Annotated in this window: 18 protein-coding genes, 1 pseudogene and 1 riboswitch; of the genes and pseudogenes, 2 read left to right on the top strand and 17 right to left on the bottom strand. The window is 37.8% G+C overall.

Annotated elements, in window-relative coordinates; genetic code table 11:
• Positions 1 to 175: 175 nt before the first annotated feature.
• The 7 genes from V7266_RS25250 to V7266_RS25220 all read right to left on the bottom strand — a co-directional run bounded on the left by V7266_RS25250 (position 176) and on the right by V7266_RS25220 (position 7,303).
• Positions 176 to 1,540 carry an amino acid permease gene (locus tag V7266_RS25250; protein ID WP_335471989.1) on the bottom strand — a complete coding sequence of 455 codons (1,365 nt, stop codon included), beginning with the start codon at positions 1,538 to 1,540 and terminating at the stop codon, positions 176 to 178.
• A 161-nt stretch (positions 1,541 to 1,701) separates the two neighbouring features.
• A riboswitch (glycine riboswitch) is annotated at positions 1,702 to 1,779 on the bottom strand.
• A gap of 265 nt (positions 1,780 to 2,044) precedes the next feature.
• On the bottom strand, positions 2,045 to 3,745 hold the full coding sequence (locus tag V7266_RS25245; protein WP_335471987.1) for an AAA family ATPase: 1,701 nt from the start codon (positions 3,743 to 3,745) through the stop codon (positions 2,045 to 2,047).
• Positions 3,746 to 3,983: 238 nt separating this feature from the next.
• Positions 3,984 to 4,274 carry a hypothetical protein gene (locus V7266_RS25240; protein WP_335471985.1) on the bottom strand — a complete coding sequence of 97 codons (291 nt, stop codon included), beginning with the start codon at positions 4,272 to 4,274 and terminating at the stop codon, positions 3,984 to 3,986.
• A 172-nt stretch (positions 4,275 to 4,446) separates the two neighbouring features.
• Positions 4,447 to 5,118, bottom strand: a complete 672-nt coding sequence (locus tag V7266_RS25235; RefSeq protein WP_335471983.1) for a GNAT family N-acetyltransferase — start codon at positions 5,116 to 5,118, stop codon at positions 4,447 to 4,449.
• 12 nt (positions 5,119 to 5,130) lie between these two features.
• A complete protein-coding gene (locus tag V7266_RS25230) occupies positions 5,131 to 5,805 on the bottom strand; it encodes a GNAT family N-acetyltransferase (protein WP_335471982.1) in 675 nt (224 codons plus the stop codon).
• Between the two features lie 15 nt (positions 5,806 to 5,820).
• Positions 5,821 to 6,699, bottom strand: a complete 879-nt coding sequence (locus V7266_RS25225) for a carbon-nitrogen hydrolase family protein (RefSeq protein ID WP_335471980.1) — start codon at positions 6,697 to 6,699, stop codon at positions 5,821 to 5,823.
• Between the two features lie 238 nt (positions 6,700 to 6,937).
• Complete coding sequence (locus V7266_RS25220) at positions 6,938 to 7,303, bottom strand: winged helix-turn-helix transcriptional regulator (protein ID WP_335471978.1); 366 nt, start codon at positions 7,301 to 7,303, stop codon at positions 6,938 to 6,940.
• A gap of 311 nt (positions 7,304 to 7,614) precedes the next feature.
• On the opposite strand from V7266_RS25220, the gene V7266_RS25215 reads away from it, so the two are divergent.
• Together V7266_RS25215 and V7266_RS25210 are read left to right on the top strand one after the other, a co-directional pair.
• Positions 7,615 to 8,634, top strand: a complete 1,020-nt coding sequence (locus V7266_RS25215) for a sugar phosphate isomerase/epimerase family protein (protein WP_335471976.1) — start codon at positions 7,615 to 7,617, stop codon at positions 8,632 to 8,634.
• A 1-nt stretch (position 8,635) separates the two neighbouring features.
• Positions 8,636 to 9,028, top strand: a complete 393-nt coding sequence (locus V7266_RS25210; protein WP_335471974.1) for a C-glycoside deglycosidase beta subunit domain-containing protein — start codon at positions 8,636 to 8,638, stop codon at positions 9,026 to 9,028.
• 59 nt (positions 9,029 to 9,087) lie between these two features.
• Here V7266_RS25210 and V7266_RS25205 read toward each other — a convergent pair whose 3' ends face one another.
• From V7266_RS25205 to V7266_RS25160, 10 genes and pseudogenes are all read right to left on the bottom strand, one after another.
• Entirely contained in the window at positions 9,088 to 9,957 is an 870-nt protein-coding gene (locus V7266_RS25205; RefSeq protein ID WP_335471972.1) for a sugar phosphate isomerase/epimerase family protein, read from the bottom strand.
• Positions 9,958 to 9,988: 31 nt separating this feature from the next.
• Positions 9,989 to 11,230, bottom strand: coding sequence for an MFS transporter (locus tag V7266_RS25200; RefSeq protein ID WP_335471970.1), 1,242 nt, complete (start codon positions 11,228 to 11,230; stop codon positions 9,989 to 9,991).
• A gap of 204 nt (positions 11,231 to 11,434) precedes the next feature.
• Positions 11,435 to 13,102 carry a glycoside hydrolase family 43 protein gene (locus V7266_RS25195; protein WP_335471968.1) on the bottom strand — a complete coding sequence of 556 codons (1,668 nt, stop codon included), beginning with the start codon at positions 13,100 to 13,102 and terminating at the stop codon, positions 11,435 to 11,437.
• A gap of 354 nt (positions 13,103 to 13,456) precedes the next feature.
• A pseudogene (locus tag V7266_RS25190) lies at positions 13,457 to 13,729 on the bottom strand (transposase); the annotation flags it as partial.
• Between the two features lie 136 nt (positions 13,730 to 13,865).
• Positions 13,866 to 14,273 (bottom strand): C-glycoside deglycosidase beta subunit domain-containing protein, encoded by a 408-nt coding sequence (locus tag V7266_RS25185; protein ID WP_335471967.1) that lies wholly within the window; start codon positions 14,271 to 14,273, stop codon positions 13,866 to 13,868.
• Positions 14,274 to 14,291: 18 nt separating this feature from the next.
• Positions 14,292 to 15,185, bottom strand: coding sequence for a sugar phosphate isomerase/epimerase family protein (locus V7266_RS25180; RefSeq protein WP_335471965.1), 894 nt, complete (start codon positions 15,183 to 15,185; stop codon positions 14,292 to 14,294).
• 217 nt (positions 15,186 to 15,402) lie between these two features.
• Positions 15,403 to 16,698 (bottom strand): FAD-dependent oxidoreductase, encoded by a 1,296-nt coding sequence (locus V7266_RS25175; protein ID WP_335471964.1) that lies wholly within the window; start codon positions 16,696 to 16,698, stop codon positions 15,403 to 15,405.
• A gap of 102 nt (positions 16,699 to 16,800) precedes the next feature.
• Positions 16,801 to 17,784, bottom strand: coding sequence for a sugar phosphate isomerase/epimerase family protein (locus tag V7266_RS25170; protein ID WP_335471962.1), 984 nt, complete (start codon positions 17,782 to 17,784; stop codon positions 16,801 to 16,803).
• Positions 17,781 to 18,236 carry a C-glycoside deglycosidase beta subunit domain-containing protein gene (locus tag V7266_RS25165; RefSeq protein ID WP_335471961.1) on the bottom strand — a complete coding sequence of 152 codons (456 nt, stop codon included), beginning with the start codon at positions 18,234 to 18,236 and terminating at the stop codon, positions 17,781 to 17,783. The genes V7266_RS25170 and V7266_RS25165 overlap by 4 nt, the downstream gene beginning before the upstream one ends.
• A gap of 91 nt (positions 18,237 to 18,327) precedes the next feature.
• The coding region (locus V7266_RS25160; RefSeq protein ID WP_335471960.1) for a Gfo/Idh/MocA family protein at positions 18,328 to 19,446 on the bottom strand (1,119 nt) is incomplete at its 5' end.

Below are 19,446 nucleotides of genomic sequence, written 5' to 3'. Positions count from 1 at the left end.
TTTTCCTATTTCCTTTTTAACGAACAGAAATAAATAAAAAGTATTTTTTTATTTTGATAGGACGGTATGACTAACTGCCCCTTCCCTTTTTACTAGAGTTACATACGTAATCCAAACCAAAAAAAAAACAAACCCACTATATGTGAGCTTGTTTTTATTAATCAAATCATGATCATTATGCTGAAACTCTTATATTCTTTTCCTTTTTTCTGTTAAACGAATACAAGATAAATAAAAGAATAAACCATATTGGTGTCAATAATAAAGCTGTTCGTGTTGCTTCAGCAAAAAGCATAACAATTAGAATAAACACAAATAACGCTAAGACCGCATAATTAATAAACGGAGTAAATGGTGCTTTAAAAGTCGATCTTTTTCGCAGGTCTGGACGTAGTTTCCGATATCGTAAGTGACAAACTAAGATAATACCCCAAACCCAAATAAAGCAAATTGCACTGATCGTTGTCACGATGCCAAAAGCCTGTTCGGGAATCAACTTGCTTAAAAGGGCTCCCATTGATAAAACAAGTGCTGAAACCAATAACGCATTACTTGGTACATGGTTCTTATTCAATTTAGAAAATGGGGCCGGGCCTTGATTTTTAGAGCTTAAATTAAATAAGATTCGGCTTGTTGAAAATAATCCACTATTACAGGCAGATGCCGCAGATGTTAATACGACGAAATTAATAATTCCTGCTGCAATCGGTATTCCTACCAAACTAAATGTTTTTACAAAAGGACTGTTTGCTGCGTTTAACTGTGTCCATGGATTAATACATAAAAGGATGAATAGCGCCCCCACATAGAAAAATAGAATCCGTAACGGAATTTTATTGATTGCAGAAGGAATATTTTTTTGTGGATCAGATGTTTCCGCTGCTGATACACCCACTAATTCAACACCCACATAGGCAAAGACTACCATTTGAAAAGATAGTAAGAAACCTGAAACACCATGCGGAAAAAGACCACCGTACTCCCAAATATTTTTTACAGAAACAGTTGCCACATCTGTTTTAAATCCTATTACTAATAAGATAACGCCTATTCCGATTAAAGCGAGAATCGTTATGACTTTTATTAAGGCAAACCAAAACTCTAACTCGCCAAATAGTTTTACCGTTAATAGATTTAGTCCCAATAACAGAACTAAGCAGACGATGGCTGGAACCCATTGAGGGATATCAAACCAATATTGAACATATACACCAACGGCAATAATATCAGCCATGGCGGTCATGATCCAACAAAACCAGTACGTCCATCCCGTTACAAATCCTGCCCATGGTCCAATGTAGTCTTCAGCTATATCAGTAAAAGATGTATATCCCGCTTTTGATAAAAGAAGCTCCCCTAAGGCTCTCATTACAAAAAAACAGGCGATCCCTATGATGGTATAGGCAAACATAATGGATGGACCTGCTAATTGGATAGCTCTACCTGATCCTAAAAATAGACCTGTTCCAATTGTTCCGCCAATCGCAATCAATTGAACATGCCGGTTTTTTAAATCCCTCTTTAATTCTTGTTGTGCCACTTGAAACTCCCCCTAATGGTAAAATAATTCTTCTTGTATCTGTGAAAAGATGAACAAGAAGTAAACCAATAAAAAAAGAGACTGGAATTTCTCCAATCTCTTCGGGCGAAAGAATAACAAATAATATCTATTACTCTATTTGGTAGAATAATAAATAGTCTTTGTACTCTTCTGTCCTTTTGCCTGAGATTGTGAACCCTTCGGCGCCGCTCTTTAGCGGTCTCTCCAGAAGCTGCTCCTGCTATAGTGTGATCCATAGCAATCATAGCTTGCTAAATATTTAATTTGTAAAGAAATGAATGATGATGTAGCATTCATTCTCATAAACTAAACTATTGTTGAATAATTAATAATTTTAGTAGTATTAATTCTATTTGTCAACAAATTTATTTATGTAAGCACAAAAATGGATGGTGACTCCCACCATCCATTTTATTAAAATCATATTGAGAATAGTTCTGTTTGTCCTCAAAAGACCTTTTTGAAGACACTTTCAAAATTTTTTTACTCGTTTTTGTCCTCAACAGGTGATTCTAATAATTCTTGATTCTGCGTTTCTAGGACTTCAGCTCGACTTTGGCCATAAAGACTAATATAGATTTGTTCTATTTCCTCGCCAGTTAAGTCGCCTCGTTTTAACAGCTCTTCTGCAATCCTATGAACAAACTCAGCGTTATCATTCACAAGCTTCTTTACTTTTGTCATCTCACTTTTTAAAAGTTCATTGATTTTTGTACGCAGGGCTCTTAGGCCATCCGTGCGCGAGCCCACGGCAAGCCAGCTGAATAATTCTTCTCCCATACCGACTATCCCTAAATAGGCACCTGCAAGTTCGGTTGCCTGCCTCAAATCAGAAGTTACTCCATTTAACTTTTTATTTAAAAACTCTTCTTCTACCGCACGTGCTGCCAGACAAACCTGAATTTCTGCTAGTATTTCTTTATCGGTTCGATTATAACGTTCATGCGTTGGTTTAGTAGCAGCGAGTCCAAGCGCGCCTCCTCTGCGGATAATCGTGACTTTCCAAACTCGTTCATGCGGCTTAAGGAGGAACTGAGCCACCGCATGGCCTGCTTCATGGTAGGCTACATTTCGTTTTTCATCCTCACTCATCGACCTTAATGGTTGTTTTAGGCCCCATTCATATGTCTCCATAGCGGCACGGAAATCCTCATAGCCCGCCACTTGCGCTCCACGTTGATGAGCAATTACGACAGCTTCGTTCACAATATGTTTTATTTGTGCTGGGGAGTAACCTATGGTATCTAATGCTGCCCGCTCAGGGGTAATAGTGGAGTCCCGTTTTACCTTTTCGAGATAATATTGGAATACATCAATCCGGCCATCATAGTCGGGGGAATCAACCCAGAGCTTTCGGTCAAAACGCCCTGGACGAAGTAGTGCTTGATCAAGTACATCAGGAAGATTTGTAGCACCAACCGTTAGGACTGCAGGGCGGTCCGCCTTCTTTTTTCGAAGACCGATTGACCGAAGCAACTTTGAGAACCAGCCGTTATCAATGTTTGGAGGGTCCATCTGTAAAAGCAACTCATTTAACAGACCTGACCCTCCCATCCCCATTAGTCCACCCATCATTCCTCCTGCTCCGCCTCCTGCCTGACGGCTCATTCCAATGGCGTCAATTTCATCTATAAAAATAATACAAGCACCATACACTTTTGCAAGCTTACGGGCCTTCTTATAGAGACCCATTACTTTAAGGTTTCCAACACCAAAAAACATATTTTGAAAACTAGGTGCAGAGGCATAAGCAAAAGGAACTTGGGCTTCATTTGCAATTACTTGGGCAAGATATGATTTCCCTGTCCCGGGCGGTCCACATAGCAGTAAACCGCGGATGGCCTCACCACCCATTTCCTTAAACTCTTTTACCCCTTTTAAAAGGGTAACAATCCGTTTCGCATTTTCGACAATCTCGGGGTTTCCCCTGTAATCAGCCCAGGTGGAGCCGGTTTCCCCTGGTAAGATCCAATAGGTCCTGCCGCGGGCAAGGAACCAGAAAAGGGCAACAAATTGGATAATCATGAACAGCATGGCGAAGAGCAGCTGCAGTAACAAACTAACAATACTTATCACGACACCCCAAACCGTTGGTCCACTATTAAGCAGATATATACTTATAATGGCCACAGCGGCGACCCAGAGGATAATTTTACGCCATTTTACCCATCGATATTTCCTCATAGCCTCCACTCCTTTCTGAATATTCCGAAAATAATACAAGCAATTCATTTTATTGGTGCCTCTATTGTGTTTAGGCACCTGAGATATTTAATCTAAGATACTGATATTTATTCTTATTTCCTGTTAGTCATACCTATTGAAAAAGGTAAATTTATTGACTATATCACCAAGATCCCTTTCCTTTTGTGTAAACATTGAAAAAACCCTCCAAGCACCATGGGAGGGTTTCTGACGGGGATTATTTAAATTTGTTTATAATATCTAATAAATATTTAATTGCAACGCCAAGGCCGCCAACGAAAAAGAATGCTATTAAAATCCATCCAGTAGGGTCAATGGTAAACATAGAAATAAGGAAGTTTAATGGAACAACATAGTATAGGACGTCTTTTAAATAGCCTAAAATAAAATCTGAAGTAAGAGTGCCTTTCCAGAAAGACTTTAAAAATCCTAATAAGAGATCAAGAATCATTAGTCCAAACACGGCCCATATTGTATAAAGCATCCAGTCTGAAAGTGTAAATGTCATTTTTATCACCACCTTGATACATGATATGCTTGTCGTAACCGGTGGTGAGAGGTATTAAAAAGTTTTGTTCACAGAATATTCATAAAATACAACCAAAAAATTCACCTACATTTCAGTTGAATAAAAAAAGAGAATGTCTATTAAAAAGACTTCCTCCTCGAGAAATATTGTATTAAAAATATACTAATTGCACTTTTTCTTTTGCTTCTAGATTTTCAATCATACTATACCAAGACTCTGGTTTGTTCGGTAATACTGTATAGTACCGTTTCAAAAACTTTATAATCAAGTCTGATTCCAGCTTATTACTCTCTCCGTTCATTGGAAGAAAACAGAGGTCAAGACCCGTTACAGCTTCCCCATCATTGTTCCAGGACGGATGAACATACGGAAAATCCAGACGTTTGTAACCAAGGTGTGCCAACACTTCACGGCGAACATAAGGATTCATTGGCTTAACTCCACCAAACTCATAATGTTCAACACGGTATGGATCATAAATTTCGGCAAACATACCAGACAATTTCTTACCATTAGTTCTTGCTAATTCATGCAAATCTTCTAATCTATTTTGCGCTAAGAATGGTCCAATTCCAAAGCCTGCTTGGCCGATGATGGTAAAATCAGTCATCGCTACATTAAAATCCTCATAATAACGATATTCGGTAGCCCCAACTACTTTTCCTTCGTGAACAGCAACAAAGACACGAATACCCGGATCTTCCAGAGGCTCTTTCCAAAGATCAAATTCTAATACCTCTTCTGGAGGGAATACATCTTGCATTAATTGATGCATTTGTTTAAATAACGGATCTGTAATATTCGTAATTCTACTATATTCCATTTTATAGTCTCCTTATTTTATACTGATTGAAAATGGATTTTTCCACTCCATAAGAGTCCCATAATTACACGATTCTTCATCTTCTAAATAATCAGCCACTACTCTGACTGGAGTACGGCCGCAACGGAGAAGAAAGGTGACAACAGGGTCTTTCAGCTCTCCCCTGACTACTGATTCGATGTACTGTTCTGGCGACATTTCGCCTGCCCATTTATGATATCCTGGCATCCTGCCGCCGCCAAGCAATCGTTCTAAACGCAAATGAACAACCACCTCATACATAGAAAACATCAACCATTTTCCCAAACTCAATTTCCGATAGGATGGCCGGACTCCAATATCGACCACATACAAGGTGCTGCCATCTGGTTGATGATTGCGAATATAGCCATTATCTGTAATCTCTTCCCATGAGTGATCTGGATGATTTGGATCAAAGTCAACAAGTAATCCGGTCATTGACCCTGCGATTTTTCCAGCCACTTCAATACACAATGCTCCTTCTGGAAAAAGTGTTACGTGGTTTATTAGCTGCTCTTCATTCCACCATAATTCAGGTGGAAATGGAGAAGGAAAGCATTCCTGTTGAATACGAAGCAAATCTGGAAAGTCCTTTTCCTCATAATTTCGAATGATCACTGGAACAGGTTTTACTCCCTCGAAAACAAACAATTCCTTTCGATACATGATGAACCCCCATCTTTAACTACGAACAAGTCTATCCGTTTCCCAATCCGGGTAAAGATCCGTGCGTCGGTCACGCCAAGTAGTCACAGAACCCTTTTCACGTACTATATATAGCAGTTCTAGATTAAGATCCGCTGTGACAATCATATCTTGATTAATTTCCCCTTCCACCATAATACCTTGGGGAGGGAATGGGACATCATTAGGTGTAATTACAACTGCCTGCCCAAAATTAGCACGCATGAAATCAACGGTTGGCAAAGAACCTACCGTTCCCGTTGTGACAACATATACTTGGTTTTCGATTGCTCTGGCATGACTTGTATAACGAACCCGATGGAAACCATGACGATCGTCGGTGCAAGATGGACAGAAAATAACATCTGCTCCTTTCGCCTTAGCCATACGAACAATTTCAGGAAATTCAATGTCATAGCAAGTTAACATCGCAATTTTCCCTTTTTCTGTTTCAAAAACCTCTAGGCTATCTCCAGCACTCATATTCCACTCATTTACTTCCGTTGGAGTAATATGAAGTTTTGCTTGCTCAGCAACCCGGCCATCTGGGTAAAACAAATGAGCTACATTGTATAACCGGTCATTTTTGCGGATTACTTGAGTTCCGCCAATAATATGCATCTTGTATTGTTGGGCCAATAAAATAAATAGGTCACGATATTGTTCCGTAAAGGCCGGTAATTCCTGTATGGTCAACGCTTCCCCATAAATATTGCCAATTGACATAAGCTGAGTAGTGAAAAATTCTGGAAATAGAATAAAATCTGATCCAAATTCTTCTGCTGTTTTTATATAATGTTCCACTTGATTGGCAAATTCTTCAAAGGAATGAATCGTGTGGAGATGATATTGAACCGCTGATACTCTAAACTGCATAAAATCCCCTCTTCCTAATTAATACCTTATTCCTATTATCGGTAAAATATATATAGCGCACAAGTACGCACTTTTTAAATACATAGTGTAAAAAAGTATACTGTAAAGGGAGTCAATTAAATTAATTTCCCCTCCCCATTTGAATATTAACAGCCCATTTATACAAAAAAAAAGAGACAATGTTTAACAGCACATTGCCTTAGTGTTTATTATGGTATCTTCCACTGCTTTAGATTACTTACTTAGCCGACTCTTGCCTAATTAATGGATTTAAACCAATCGTCTCCATGTAATCTTTTCCCCAATCATACATTGCCTCTAAGATTGGCATCAAGCTTCTCCCATGTTCCGTAAGCGAATATTCTACTTTTGGTGGGACCACTGGATAAACTTCACGGTGAACGATTAAATCTTCCTCAAGTTCACGTAATTGGTTGACAAGCATCCTTTGAGTGATCCCTGGCATAAGAGACTTCAATTCACCAAATCGTTTGGTTCCTTCTTTCCCTAGATGCCACAATATAAGCATCTTCCATTTACCACCGATAACAGAAAGAGTTAATTCCTTTTCACAGTTAAACATCTTATCCTGCATTCGTGACATTTTTACTTCACCTCAAGGTTATTGTAACCTATAGTATCCTTTTTAGCACTATGTACATTAAAAGTGCGTACTTTTAATTTAATATCATACATTATCTGTTAAATTAGATAGTAGTCTTTCGTTTTTTGAGGTTAAAATTCACAATATGATTTTTAACCTTTTTTGTATTAACGAAATGGATATAAAAAATAACACTACAATTTAACACTCTTAAGATAAATAAAAAAAGGGAACATGGAGTAAAGCAAGTTATGATAATTATGTAAGCGACATCAATACATCAGAATAAAAAGATGAAGGGAGATTTTTCAATGAGCAAAATTAAAACATGCGTAAGTTTATATAGTTTGCAAGATGAATATTTAAATAAACGTATGAGCTTAGAAGATATTTTTAAATTTTTGGCAGAGAATGAGGTGGAAGGAATTGAAATTATTCCCGATCAGATGCTTCATAATGCCCCCCATCCTTCAGAGAAAACATTAGCTGAATGGGATAGATTAGTAAGCACCTATAAGATGAAACCAGTAATAGCTGATGTTTTCTTAAATACAAACTTATACAAGAATAGAGAATTAACGCAAAAGGAATGTGTCAATTTACTAATAGAGGAGATTAAGCTGGCAAACAGTTTAGGGATTAAATTAATTCGACTAGTATCAATGGTACCAGCTTTTGTTATCGAACCATTATTGCCATATGCTGAAAAATATAATGTTACCCTGGCTCTGGAGATCCATGCGGGTTTAAGTTTTGATGTTCCAAAAACACAAGAATTTATTAAAGAAATGAAGCGATTGAATTCTCCTTATGTAGGCCTAGTCATTGATACAGGAATTTTCTGCCGCAGGCTGCCAAGAGTAATGGCTGATTATTGCAAACATTTAGGGACAAACCAGGAAGCAATTGATTATATTAATCATATTTTCGCCCAAGGGAAAGATCCTAAAAAAGTATATTTGGAAAATGGCGGCTTTCCAGATGACTTAAAAAAATTATTAAATTCGGAAGCCGATCACTTCTTTGCGCATATGGCAGATGGATATGAAAATGAGCCATATAGCGTTTTAGATGAATATATGCCATATATTAAACATTTCCACTTTAAGTTATTTGAAATGACAGAAACTGGCGAAGAATATTCTATGGATTATAAAGGGATTCTACAATATCTGCACGAAAAAGGTTATGACGGTTATGTTTCCACAGAATATGAAGGAAACCGCTGGGTACTTCCTGGACATCCAATGGTGGAAAAAGAACAGGTATTAGCCCATCAGGCACTGATTCGAAATGTTATTAAGGAACTAGAAGGACAGGAGGTATTTTAATATGTTTGATAATAATGTGTTTCTTGAGAATACATGTAAAAATATTGAAGAAGCGAGTAAGTTTTCAGGATTTGAATTAAAAACCAACATTACCTATTATAGAGGCATTCCACTATCCATGATAAATGATATTCGTGTGGAAGTGGACGGCGATAAGGTTCCTCGTGAGGATATTTTATGTTCCGTTGAAGAGGTAGACTGGTTCACGTTAGATGAAATGGAAACCGTTACGACCTATAAATGGGAATATGGAGAGCCATTAACGGTTCGAGTTCGTAAGGATGGCGGTTTAACCAAAGGAACTCATGAAGTAGCATTAGATGTAATTGTTCGGACTGCGTATATCCCTGTGCCTTTGGCGGGAAGAAAGGTTAGAACTGTCGAGATAGCATAGAGAAGCTTCATAAAAAAATCAGCCAATGGGCTGATTTTTTTATGATTAAATATTAAAGTTTATTTTACCAAACCGTGTATTGTCTCTTCCATTACGTTCAAATCACTCTTAATACTTGTGAATTTATCAACGATCTGCCCTTCATTTTCGACAATTGCATAACGAATAAATCCTAATTCACTAAGCTTCTTATAAGTCTCTTCAAAATTTACAATCCCTGTACCAAGATTAACAAAATCTGTTGGCTTTACATATTCAGTATATAATTTCATCGGATTTGGATCTTCTTCTCCATTCATTGCTGAAAACAGATTAACTAGAATGACATGCTTGCCTAAATCCTTTTGATGGATCAAATCACAGCGAGAACCTAATTTTTCTAATAAAGAAAGGGGATTATATCCGCCTCTTATTGCCCAAACAAGGTCTAATTCAAACTTCACAAATTCTGGGTTTGTATTTTCTACTAATAGATCAAATAAGGATTTCTCTCCTACTCTCTTAAACTCGTGAGCGTGGTTATGATAATAAAAGGAAATCCCCGCTTCCTTGCACTTTTCACCGATGATATTGAGGTGTTGTGCGGTTTGCAGTGTGTCTTCTTGCCCTGAAATAAAGGCCATCGGGAAAACAATGGATTTACATTCAAGTTCTGCATTTTCCGCGATAATTTTATCCCAATCATTATCCATTATTGATTGACCTGGCGGAACACCTTCATGGGCAGCAAATGCATGTAAGCCCAATTCATTAAACTTTTGTTTTATGGCTGATATAGTAAAGGTATCACTGTATCGCTTTCCATTAGCAAAATTAAGGGTGATTAATTCTATATTTTTGTAACCCATTTCTGCCACTTTTTCTAGCGTGCCAAAATAGTCATCGTTTAGTTCCTTAAATACTGAAAATAAGTTTAAGCCAATTTGCATTGTTCTACTCCTTTATAAGTTTATTTTATTACTAGTGAGATTGTTTTGGCTTGCTAAAAACCGCCACAAAATCATTCTTCCTTCTAACTCTTTGGTTCCAGGCCGCACACATGTAAATACTACCTATTAAAATTACTGCTCCAAAAATAAAAGGGATATTGTAGGAAACATCATAGAATATACCCGCTAATGAAGGCCCGATAATATTTCCTAAACTGCTATAGGCATTGTTCATGCCTGCTGCAAAACCTTGTTCATTTCCTGCCATTTTCGATAACATGGTATTAATTGCTGGACGTAGAATCGAAGTAAACAAGAAAAATAATATATTCATGATTAACATATAAATAAAGTTCCCAGAAAACAAGACGAGAATCATCGAAACGGCCGAAAGTAAGAAACACACATTAATCAATTTAATCTCATCGAAGCGGCGAAGCAGCCAATCTACCATCACAGCCTGAATGATAACCCCAACAATTGCCCCAACAGTCAGAATTATCGAGATATCTTTAGGTGTATATTCATATTTTTCACTTACATATAGCCCGTAGATTGCTTCAAAATTAGCTAATCCAAATGTCATCGTGAAAACTAGTAATAACAATACAAAGTAAGGCACTTTAAAAGATCGTTTGATTTCATGAATCATGCCATCTTTTTTTGAAGTTGAATTTCTAAAAGCAAGTTGCTGTTCTTTTGACAAAGACTCCGGTAAGAACAAGAAGGAAACGATCATCGCAATTCCAGCTGCAATAGCAGATGCATAAAACGGTACTCGCAGCCCATATTCTGCTAGGAATCCACCAATACCTGGCCCAATAACGAATCCAAGTGAAATGGAAGCGCCCAGTAATCCCATCCCTTTTCCACGATTTTCGATTGTTGTCACATCGGCAATGTATGCCATATTCGCAGGTACTAGTATTCCAATACCGATCCCGCCAATTAAGCGAGATAAATAGAGGAGCCATAAATCAGAGGCGATACTAAACATAAGCTGTGACAGCATGATAATACCTAAGCCAGCGATAGTAATAATTTTTCTCCCATATTTATCTGATAACTTCCCACCAAGCGGAGAAAAAAGAAACTGAGTCAGCCCTGTTGCTGCTACGAGGTATCCTTGGTCTTTTCCGCTGGCACCTAGATCTAATATAAATTTAGGGAGAACAGGAATCGCTAACCCTACCCCAAGCAATGCGAGAAACATATTCACCATTAGAATAAATAATGGCATATTCATCTTTCTAAAAAACTTAAAACTTTGCATCAAATTTCTCCTATTCTTAAAATTAAAACCTTACTTAATTTAATCTTACACCTCCTGAGCACTTATTTAATTTCTCTTTTTTAATCTTTTTGCTAAGCAATTATTAACCTAACTAATTCACTATTTTCAAAAATAAAGAAAGAGATTAAAAATCTCATTATAATTTTTAACCTCTTTCATAAATATCATTTATTATCCATTATTTCACGCATGAACTATAACACGACCATCACGGCTTGCTTCGGTTTCGGTATACTCAAACCACTCGAACTCCGCACTGTTCTTACTTTCTTTCCCATTGGAACTGGCAAACAAGCAAAGCATAGTCCCGACCATACCGCCTACAGCTTCAGGATTTAATTTCCCTCCATCGGCATTTGCGTAAAGTAATTTTAGATTCTCTTCATCTGTTCCATAATAAAAGTTATGCGCTTGTCCGTCTCCAGTAATGCTAAGTATCATTTCTCGACCATCTACTTCTGTTTTAGCAAGCTCAATTTCTGTTGTCGTACATTGAAAGTTAGGTTGGTGTGGATATCCATTTATTTCGCTAGTACACTGGATCAGTCTCAGAATTTGTTTTCCATTTTCCAGCGAACGCTCCAACCGGAATTGATGATTACATGCCTGCATGATGGCAAGACCAACTGTCTCATTTTCTTCTAATGAGAGAAAGTTCATTTTTGTTGACATACGGAAATTCGCATGCAACTGTCTACGGCCAATAAACCCGAGGGTTGGGACGTTTTTATCCACTTCCGTTGCATGTATGTCGATTTTACGGATCTCCTGGCTGATTGAACGAGGAAGAAGTTTCATTGTCAGTTTACTGTCTGAGAGCGAGTAAAAATTCTCATAAGGAGTCCCGTAAAATACCCAATCCATTCCAAGTTTGTCACCTTCGAATTCATCCCTTGTTGGAACTACTCGTTCTGTAGACGCTGGAAGATCCGGTGCTGGATAACTCCATTCAACTTTACCGGTACCAGGACTAATCACGGGCCAGCCTTCTTCCCAAATAACTAGTGCAATAAAGGTTTCTCGTCCAAGGTTCTTATGATAGCCTTCAATTAGGCGAGAACCAAGTATGACGGCATACCACTCGCCGTTTTTCAATTCAACCAAATCTGCGTGGCCTACATTGCAAATTGGATAATGTTTCCCTAAATGACGATGGGTTAAAATTGGGTTACCTGCATAGCCCTCAAAATCATTAAAAATCGTTCTGCTGCGGGCAACCGTTACGGCATGGAAGTGCTCTGTACCACCCTCAGCAATCACTAAATAATAGAAGCCGTCCTTTTTGTAAAGATGTGGAGCTTCTGGTGAAGCGCAATTTTTTAAGGCTCCTCCCCAAATTGTCCGTGCCTCTCCAACAAGACACATCCGGTCTAAATCAATTTCACTAACCCAGATTGCCTGAGACCTTGTACCATCTGTATTCGTATCCTCTCTTGTACCTGTAAGGTATGCTTTTCCATCATCATCAAAAAATAAAGATGAATCAATCCCAGGGCAGCCCTCTAACCAGTAAGGTTCTGACCATGGACCACGAGGATTTTTAGCAGTCACAATAAAATTCCACTTATCGCTAACATTCGTCGTAATCATGTAATAGGTTCCATTGTTATATCTTAAAGTCGGTGCCATGATTCCCGCTGTCATATGATCTGCTGTCACATGAAGCTGGGATTTTCGATCAAGAATATGGCCAATCTGCTCCCAATTGACTAAGTCGGTAGAGTGAAAGATTGGAACGCCTGGAAAGAGTGAAAAACTCGAGGTAATCATATAAAAATCATCTTCCACCCGGCAGATGGAAGGGTCTGGATAAAAACCTGGTAAGATTGGGTTCTTTAACTCATTTGGCATTTTAAAATCACTCCAACTTATTTTATTATTGTCTTTCCATAATTTTTGTTTATGTTAATACCTATTACGCTCACTTAGTCGCCTATTGGGACAACTTTTGGATGATTTAAGGGGCTTCCTGTCTGAAGCAGATGCTTATTCGGACACTTTGGGTGGATTCCATGGTTTTCTTGTCCGAATCTAGTCCACATTCGCACACCTCTGATGAAATCCAAGGTCTCCTTGTCCGAACTTGGACCTCCTTCGGATACCTTGGATGAATTCCATAGTCAAGTCCTGTATATTGTGTAAATTCATTTTCCTTATGATTACAATGTATACATCAAAATTTCGCGCTCTTCACGGCTACTTTTTTTATTTTTCCGGAACTACTTTTTTCATAACTTGTACTTCGGCTAAGTCCATTAAGATAGTTCCAACTAATCTAAACGCTGACTGAGTATTAGGAAAAATGCGTATTACCTGTTCTCTTCTTCTTACTTCTTGATTTAACCGCTCCAATGAATTTGTACTACGAATAAATTGGTGATATTTTGCCGGTTCATTGAAATATTGTATGGCATCTTCGAAGCCTTCTTCTAAGATTTTTATTGCATTTTCTAGTTTAGAATTATCCCCAAACTTTTTAAACACCGTACACCCATTTTCTATGACACCAGAAATGGTTCCGTATTTTGTATCTACTAAATTCATACTTAAGTTACCTCCTCATAAATACCAAGAGACAGTATTAAACTGTCTCTCTGATATATTTAAAAAGAAATTAAACTAAAATTAATGTTCGCTTCTGCGTCCCACCCAGGGCGGTATCCACAACAGGAGGAAAATAGGAGCAGCTATACGTATAGCTTACTTCAATATTATGGCTCCCGGATTCTAGTCCGCCTTCTTTTGCTATTGTAAGTGTCGCTGGTTCTAATAGGCCCCAGTGAACATCTCCAAGGGAAGCCATTTCAGCTTGTGCATAGGTCACACCATTAATCGTCCATGTAATCTGATCGCCTGTAAATGTTTCTCCATCTACTGTAACTGTAGCTGGCCGCAATTGAGAAAGCCAAAGGCCTCGATAATACAAAGATCTAATAGTAATCTGAAAGCCGATTATTTTTCCATTACTTTCTACATTTTTAAAGCCTCTCGATTGAATACAAGGTTTTTCTAACATAGTCATTATTATTCTCCTTCTCTTTTATTCTCCCAAAATTCTTTTCATCATTACATGCTGTTTCCGAATTTGTTCAGAGGCATAGCCGGTCACATCTTTGTTTGGACCTTCATACTCACTCACCATATAACCATCCCAGTTATGCTCCATTAATGTATGAATGACTTTTTCGTAAGGAATCGTCATTTCTTGAAAATCATCTGACATCTTTACAAATTTAGCATGGCAGCAATAAACATAAGGTAACAATGGGATAATATCCTCTACTGGACTATGTTCAGATGGAGGCATGATAAAATCATCGGGACCCCATTCACTTGCAGGTAGAGCTTTTGTTTCAAATACACCGAAGTCGATGTTTAGTCCGAAATACTTGGTTCCTGTCTCTTTAATAAACTCAACATAATCATCTACCATCTTAGATTTTAAAAGTGTTGGTGCATGAATCTCCGGGCACATGCGGACATTGTATTTTTCTGCTAATGGAAGGGCCATTTCAATAAATTCTCTCCAGTTTTCAACAGGAGTAAGATAATCATCGATTACTCCCAATTTTGTCCGGAGAACCGTGAATCCAAGTCTGTTTGCAAGTTTGAAATCACGCTCTAACATTTGTAATGATTCTTCTGAAGTAAGATGTCTTCCCGCATACAAACGTGAATCAACCCAATGACCGTATTCTGCCGGTACAATATGGTATTTTTCAATTAATCGATCCCAATTTTCCAGCCATTCCTCACTAGGATGTGGGTAGCCTTCAATATGTGAGTTTGCTAATATTTCTAATCCTCTTGCACCAATATCATTCATTTCGGCAAACATGTCCTCTAATGTCATGGTTACGCCAAATTCGCCTGCATAACTATAAAGAGAAACTCCTCGTTTTGGTTTCCTATTATTTCCCACTTTATTATTCATTCTAGTTTACTCTCCTTCTCTCTATCACTGTTCGCGCTTACATTATTATCATAATCTCTCAGATAACTTTATCCCTTCCCTTAATTAACCTTTTAGACATAGATTTTTATTTCATTTTTCTAGCTCATTAGTCAATCAAGAAATAGGTTAATATTTTCACTATTATTTTTATACTTNNATATTTAAAACATAATGATATTTTTAAAATAAGTCGTTACTAAAATTTGACGGATTTATCCTCTTCGTATTCAGCTTCAGTTAATGGGGAAAGTTGGTTACCTTTTTCCAAATCGAGAACCGTCTTTAAAAGTGATTCTGCCTCCTCAATACTATTTTTCACAATATTTCGTTCTGGAATTTTAGTAAAATCCAGTAGAAAGTCTCGAAGAATTCGAACAGGTTTTGGAGCATTATGAAAGATCTTCCCTAGGGTTCTAGCAAAGTCAACTACATGATTGGTATATTTAACACGCTGATTATCATACTTACCTAGTCCAGTTTGAATGACTGTAACATCAGATAAATCGAGACCTTGTAAATACTTCCCTAGAAAATATCCATCTTCAATTGCCATTCCTGCCCCATACGCAGCATATGGCGAAGTTGGATGTGCAGCATCCCCAATAATTGTTACTCGGCCTTTGGACCAAGCATTTAATGGTTCTCTATACTTTATCAGCCAGCGGAATAGGTTTTGTGGTTTCGTTGCATTTAGAATTTCCGGCACAGGTTCAGCAAAGTTTTTCAAACGGTCACGAATATAACTTAATGGATCATTTGGCTCGGGCTGATTTTCCCCACATGGTTCAACAAACCACCATTCAAAACAATTTTTCCCCTTAAAAACAAGCGGTGCATAGCCAAATTGGAAGATATCACTATGATTTAGGACAATTTCATTCCTGTTCAGTCCTTCCACTTCAGACCATCCCAGCCAAACAGCAATCCCTAAGTGCTGTAGTTCTGATTTGCCCCAAAGTTGTTGGCGTACGAGAGAGTTCACACCGTCAGCTCCAATGAGCAAATCTGCTGTATATGACTTCCCTCCTTCGAAAAGTATATTTATACCTTCAGATCCCTCTTCATAAGAAATAAAATCATGGTTATTTACAATCATATCGTCAGGTATTTTGTTGAGGAGTCGTTCATAAAGTTCGGAACGCATCAAGCCTGCCATCCAGCCTGAAACATTGGCTTTGTTTAATAGACTCGAATCAAACTGTTGCAGAACCCTTTGATGTCCGTCAAAACGTCTAAATCTTTGAATGGCTGTTGTTGCCATATCATCGGTCTTAATACCGTAACTACGCAAGATATTAATACCAATTGCGTTCAGAATAATGGCGCCGCCTAGTGCCTTTGTTTGCTTATGTCTTTCAAATATTTTTACGTCAAAACCTTCTTGTTGAAGGGCAATCCCAGCAGATAAGCCTCCTGGGCCAGCGCCAATAATAGCAACCCTCTTTCCTTTGTTAGGCTCTTGCGAATTTTTTTCAAAATTGAAATTTTCCATTTCCCCCACTACCTCCCATTAAGGCCACAATAAAAAAGGTAAATAAAGCCCAAAAGATGAAAAAACTTTTATGCTGTTAAGGTTTTTGCATCATGCTGTATCTTAAAGAGCGGTCAATATATTCCGTTCCATTTGTAAATGGCGGCCTATTTGTTCTTCCGCATCATTTAAGTAAAAACAATGTCCCTCGTATTCAGTCATAATGACTCCTTCAAATCCATAATCTACAATCATTTTAAGTAACGCTTCATAAGGAATAGTCGTTTCAACACAATCTGCACCAATATGATAGAACTTTCCATGGAAGTATAAGCTATACGGCAATAAGGTTTTAAAGCCCTCTAAATCAGCTGTTGGTGCAAAACTTAAATAACCAAATAATTCGCTTATGGCAAGTCTTTCTGCTTCAGACCCGCCCAATTCTTGGACTTTTTGCCACAAGCTTTCTTCTGAATAACCATTATGCCTATTTTCTACAATAAAATCTAAGAGCTCTTTATTCGCTCCTTCCCTAATATATCTATCAATTACTAATTGATTAGGTCTTTCAATATAACACCCAAAATCAGGGACAAATCCAACATAGGAAGTTCCTGATTCTCTAATTTGTTTTAATAACTCTTGAATATCCGGGTCACTTGGACTCGATGGTGCATGGACCTCGAACGCAATTTTCACATTATAAAATTCAGCAAAACGGGCAACATCCTTTACCAAATGAGAAGGAATACCAAAACCGCGAATATACTTACAGCCCAATCTATTAGCTGTCATAAGATCAAAAGTGACTTCTGAAATGATTTCTTGATCGCTCATATCATGATCAGAATATTTACCAATGTCCACATAACCGCCGTAGCTAAACGGCTCAACATCATACTTTTTACATAATGAAAGCAAATAAGCAATTTCTTCATCAGCTGGGATTGGGTAATGATTAAACATTTGCGATCCTACAACTTCAAATTTCTTAATCCCTAATCTTTTTAATTCTTTAAACATATCTTCAAAATGATAGTTATTGTCCGTACACCATTTTTCCGTGAATCCGTATAGTGAAACACCGAAATCTATATTCTTAATCATTGAATATGGACCTCCTCTTTATTGGAAATTAACGTCATCCTTTTCCTAGCTGAACTATCGATTGTTCCATAAAATCTAGGAGCAAATCTCAAATAAGGAGATCGGAAATGTAAGGTCAACTCCACCTCATGTTCTCCTTCTAATAAGCCATTGTTATAGATTTCAAGATTTGCTGTATTCTTAGTGCCCCAAAATTCTGCGTAAAGATCTTTTAACTGATTAATAGAAAACTTTTTCCCATTAATACAGAATAAATATAATTGTTCTGGAAGGACCTCTCCATCCACCTTCACTTCAATCTTCTGAATGCAGGAGACATGCAAACCCCGATAATAATTTAAATTAATCCCTAAATTGAACCCTACTGGAACACTATTCAGATAAATATTGCGAAATCTTTTTTCACAAAGGACTTTGTCATTAAATCCAAGTTTTATGAATACTGTTGGCATGTAATTTTTACCTCCTCTATTAAGTTCATTTAATGATTATTGAAAACACTCGTGAATCAATATGGCCTGTTACACGAGTGCTTATATGTTTTTATTTACTTTCCACCAATCGTGATGATACATCGGAATAGTCAAATTCGATTACTTTACCTGTTTCTGCTGATTTATAAATGGCTTCAAGTATTTGAGTAACAACAATCGCTTCTTCCGGTTTTACGAGTGGTTCTGTGTCATTTAATATGGAATCAATCCATTGAATGGCTTCCGCATCATGCATGGCAATATTTCCTCCACTAAAGCCGTAAACCCCACCTGTTCCTGAAGGTTTTGTCTCTACCAATTGATTATGCGCTACCTGATTATAGACAACATAGCCCTCATCCTTCCAAGTCTCACCAAACATTTCTGCTCCTGCTTCTTTACCACATAACGTTACTTGGGCGTCTTTACCGTTTAGTATATTCAATGCCCAAGAGGCTTCAAGATAGATGGTTGCCCCGTTTTCCATTTTGATTAATCCGAAAGCAGAATCTTCGGTTTCAAACGTTTCTGGATCCCATGGACCAAACATATTTCCTTCTGGCTTGTCCTTCAGCTTTTGGAATGTGGAACCTAAAACACTCATAGGTCGATAATTGTTCAAATACCATAAGGTAAGGTCAAGAGCATGTGTGCCGATATCAATTAACGGGCCCCCACCTTGCTTCTTTTTATCTTGGAATACACCCCAGGTTGGTACTCCACGTCGCCTAACTGCATGTGCTTTTGCGAAGTAAACTTCACCCAGTTCATTGTTTTGAACAGCATTATATAATTGTTGGGAGTCTGCACGAAATCTGTTTTGGTACCCGATTGTCAGTTTCTTTCCGCTTCGTTTTGCAGCATTGATCATCAATTGTGCTTCTTCAGTATTAATAGCCATTGGTTTTTCACACATAACATGTTTCCCTGAGTCAAGAGCTGCAACCGTAATTTCTGAATGGGAAATATTCGGTGTTAATACATGAATCACATCAACCGTCTTATCTTCAAGCACTTCTCTATAATCTTCTGTCACTAATACGCCAGGTGCTCCGTATTTCGCTGCAGCTTCTTCCGCTCTTTCCAGGATAATATCGCAGAAGGCTGCCAGTTCAACTTTATCGTTCAGTTTTGATAGTGCTGGAAGATGCTTTGCGTGGGCAATTCCACCACAGCCGATAATACCAAT

Source organism: Neobacillus drentensis (assembly GCF_036965645.1).
GTDB lineage: Bacteria > Bacillota > Bacilli > Bacillales > Cytobacillaceae > Neobacillus > Neobacillus drentensis_D.
The sequence above is the reverse complement of the archived record's forward strand: the minus strand, read 5'-3'. Positions and strand labels throughout refer to the sequence as shown.

What these genes read in the sequence shown, in the direction of transcription:
- V7266_RS25170 (WP_335471962.1), bottom strand. Translation starts at nt 17,784, where the DNA reads ATGATTAAGAATATAGATTTCGGTGTTTCACTATACGGATTCACGGAA.
- V7266_RS25210 (WP_335471974.1), top strand. Translation starts at nt 8,636, where the DNA reads ATGTTTGATAATAATGTGTTTCTTGAGAATACATGTAAAAATATTGAA.
- V7266_RS25165 (WP_335471961.1), bottom strand. Translation starts at nt 18,236, where the DNA reads ATGCCAACAGTATTCATAAAACTTGGATTTAATGACAAAGTCCTTTGT.
- V7266_RS25195 (WP_335471968.1), bottom strand. Translation starts at nt 13,102, where the DNA reads ATGCCAAATGAGTTAAAGAACCCAATCTTACCAGGTTTTTATCCAGAC.
- V7266_RS25235 (WP_335471983.1), bottom strand. Translation starts at nt 5,118, where the DNA reads ATGGAATATAGTAGAATTACGAATATTACAGATCCGTTATTTAAACAA.
- V7266_RS25200 (WP_335471970.1), bottom strand. Translation starts at nt 11,230, where the DNA reads ATGCAAAGTTTTAAGTTTTTTAGAAAGATGAATATGCCATTATTTATT.
- V7266_RS25215 (WP_335471976.1), top strand. Translation starts at nt 7,615, where the DNA reads ATGAGCAAAATTAAAACATGCGTAAGTTTATATAGTTTGCAAGATGAA.
- V7266_RS25245 (WP_335471987.1), bottom strand. Translation starts at nt 3,745, where the DNA reads ATGAGGAAATATCGATGGGTAAAATGGCGTAAAATTATCCTCTGGGTC.
- V7266_RS25240 (WP_335471985.1), bottom strand. Translation starts at nt 4,274, where the DNA reads ATGACATTTACACTTTCAGACTGGATGCTTTATACAATATGGGCCGTG.
- V7266_RS25175 (WP_335471964.1), bottom strand. Translation starts at nt 16,698, where the DNA reads ATGGAAAATTTCAATTTTGAAAAAAATTCGCAAGAGCCTAACAAAGGA.
- V7266_RS25225 (WP_335471980.1), bottom strand. Translation starts at nt 6,699, where the DNA reads ATGCAGTTTAGAGTATCAGCGGTTCAATATCATCTCCACACGATTCAT.
- V7266_RS25205 (WP_335471972.1), bottom strand. Translation starts at nt 9,957, where the DNA reads ATGCAAATTGGCTTAAACTTATTTTCAGTATTTAAGGAACTAAACGAT.
- V7266_RS25230 (WP_335471982.1), bottom strand. Translation starts at nt 5,805, where the DNA reads ATGTATCGAAAGGAATTGTTTGTTTTCGAGGGAGTAAAACCTGTTCCA.
- V7266_RS25220 (WP_335471978.1), bottom strand. Translation starts at nt 7,303, where the DNA reads ATGTCACGAATGCAGGATAAGATGTTTAACTGTGAAAAGGAATTAACT.
- V7266_RS25180 (WP_335471965.1), bottom strand. Translation starts at nt 15,185, where the DNA reads ATGAATAATAAAGTGGGAAATAATAGGAAACCAAAACGAGGAGTTTCT.
- V7266_RS25185 (WP_335471967.1), bottom strand. Translation starts at nt 14,273, where the DNA reads ATGACTATGTTAGAAAAACCTTGTATTCAATCGAGAGGCTTTAAAAAT.